Below are 2,064 nucleotides of genomic sequence, written 5' to 3' on the forward strand. Positions count from 1 at the left end.
GGTGCTGTTCGCCGCGGTGAACCAGCCCGAGAAATGGGTCGCCGACGCGATCGGCGCGCAATTGAAACCCGTCATGCGCGTGACGAGCGGCGGCGGTGCGGGGTTCGCCGGGGCACTCGCCGGCTATTACCAGGTCGCCAGCGGGTTTGCCGAGCGCACGTTGGTGGTCGCCTATGACAAGCTTAGCGAAGGTGCTTTGCAATATTCGATCTCGACGCTCTACGACCCTTTTTGGGGACGAGAGTTCGCGGTTGGCATTATGGGTTTTTCGGCGGCCTATTGGCGCGCGCGGATGGATGTTCTGGGCCACACGGAGGAGGCCGCGGCAATGGTCGCCGTTAAGAATCGCCACAATGCGATGACCAACCCGTACGCCCACGTAAAAAAAGAAGTGACGATCGAGGAGGTGTTGGCGTCGAAGCCGCTCGCTTGGCCGATCAAGCTGCTCGACGTGCCCCCCATCTCGGACGGCGCGGCGGCGGTCGTGCTGGCTAACGAGAAGGTGGCGAGCAAATCGACCGACCGGCCCGCCTGGATTCGCGGCATCGCCTATTGCTGCGAGGCGGACAATGCGCCTGAGCGGTCGCTGCTGCTATCCGAACCGCTCGCGATCGCCGCGCGCCAGGTCTATCGCGCGGCCGGCATTACCAATCCGCGCCGCCAGTTCGACGTGGTTGAAGTGCAGGAGCCCTACACCTGCTTCGAACTCAACTATTACGAGAGCCTCGGCTTGTGTCCGCCGGGCGGCGCGGCGGAGCTCATCGCATCGGGCGCGACTCAGCTCGAAGGCGATATTCCGGTCAACCCATCGGGCGGCTGCCTCGGTGCCAACCCGATCGGCGCAGCCGGACTTATTCGCCTGATCGAGGGCGCCACCCAAGTCATGGGTCGTTCGGAAAATAACCAGATCAAGGATGCGAAGCTCGCGCTCGTTCAATCGGGCGGTGGCTGGGCCAATCTGCGCGGCTGTGCCGTGCTCGGGGCATGAGGAGCTGACATGCAAGCCGTTCCCGATACCTATGCAATCGACCTCCCGACGCTGCACAGCGAGCTGGCGATGCCCTACACCCTCACCCCGGGCAAGGCGGCGGGCGTATTCCTGGCCGAAATGGCGAACCGGCGGATCGTCGGCTCGCGCTTTGTCTCGGGGCTGGTGATCGCACCGGCGCAGGACTTCTCGCCCGTCGATGGCGAAAGCGAGTTCGAGTTAGTCGAGGTGCCCGCAACCGGCGAGCTGTGCGGCTTCACCGAAGTGGCGGGCGACATCATCGGCCTTGTTCGGCTTGACGGCTGCGACAATGAATTTCCACATAAAATGGTGGAATGCTCCCTCAATGCACTCAAGATCGGCACCCGCGTATCCGCGGTTTGGGCCGATGGCACGGAGCAATCGATTTTAGCCATCGCCGGGTTCAAGCCCGACGCCGGTGCGGCAGTCGGATCCGTAGCCTCGCTGGCTGATCCGTCTGCGGCGGTCGAAGTCGTTCCGTACAAGCTGCGTCTTCAGTATGAGCACAGCTACGGGCCCTATTACGGCCGCCTGTTCGACGAGATCCGCGTCAATCGGCGGGTAATAGGCGTGCGCACGTCGGATGGCGATCTCGCCCTTCTTCCGCCACGCGAGGTCGACGACATCACCCATCGCCGCACGGGGACTTGGAAGGCGCTACCCGATACCGGCACAATCCGCGCCTGCTCGATCATCAACCTCGAATTCGTCGGCCAGACCCGGCCGCCGCCCTATGTCTATGCCGAGATCGTGCTCGACGGGGCGTCTACCAAGATGATCCACATGATCGACATCGACGACGTCGAATCCGCCAAGCAGCGGATCAAGCCCGGCACTCGCGTCCGCGCGGTGTGGCGCGAGGGGGAGCGCGAAGGATCGCTGCGCGATATTGAGCGGTTCGAGGTTATCGACGAATGAATTGGACGATCACCAGCCTGCGCATCGGCGAGCTGTTCCTGCCCCACGGCGGCGGAATCATGCGCGATCCGATCCATTGCTGGCTGGTACGCGGGCCGGGGCATAATATCCTGGTCGATAGCGGCATGGGCGATATC

The 2,064-nt window shown here is 63.4% G+C and carries 2 protein-coding genes; both read left to right on the forward strand.

What is annotated here, in order from left to right; all coding sequences use genetic code 11:
• The coding region (locus Q0R27_RS00120) for a propanoyl-CoA acyltransferase (RefSeq protein WP_293939967.1) at positions 1 to 988 on the forward strand (988 nt) is incomplete at its 5' end.
• Positions 989 to 997: 9 nt separating this feature from the next.
• Positions 998 to 1,927 carry an OB-fold domain-containing protein gene (locus Q0R27_RS00125; protein WP_293939969.1) on the forward strand — a complete coding sequence of 310 codons (930 nt, stop codon included), beginning with the start codon at positions 998 to 1,000 and terminating at the stop codon, positions 1,925 to 1,927.
• The last annotated feature ends 137 nt before the right edge of the window (positions 1,928 to 2,064 follow it).

This window comes from Sphingomonas sp. (assembly GCF_025362505.1).
GTDB lineage: Bacteria > Pseudomonadota > Alphaproteobacteria > Sphingomonadales > Sphingomonadaceae > Sphingomicrobium.

Coding starts and splice junctions, on each gene's coding strand:
- Q0R27_RS00125 (WP_293939969.1), top strand. CDS start 998: ATGCAAGCCGTTCCCGATACCTATGCAATCGACCTCCCGACGCTGCAC.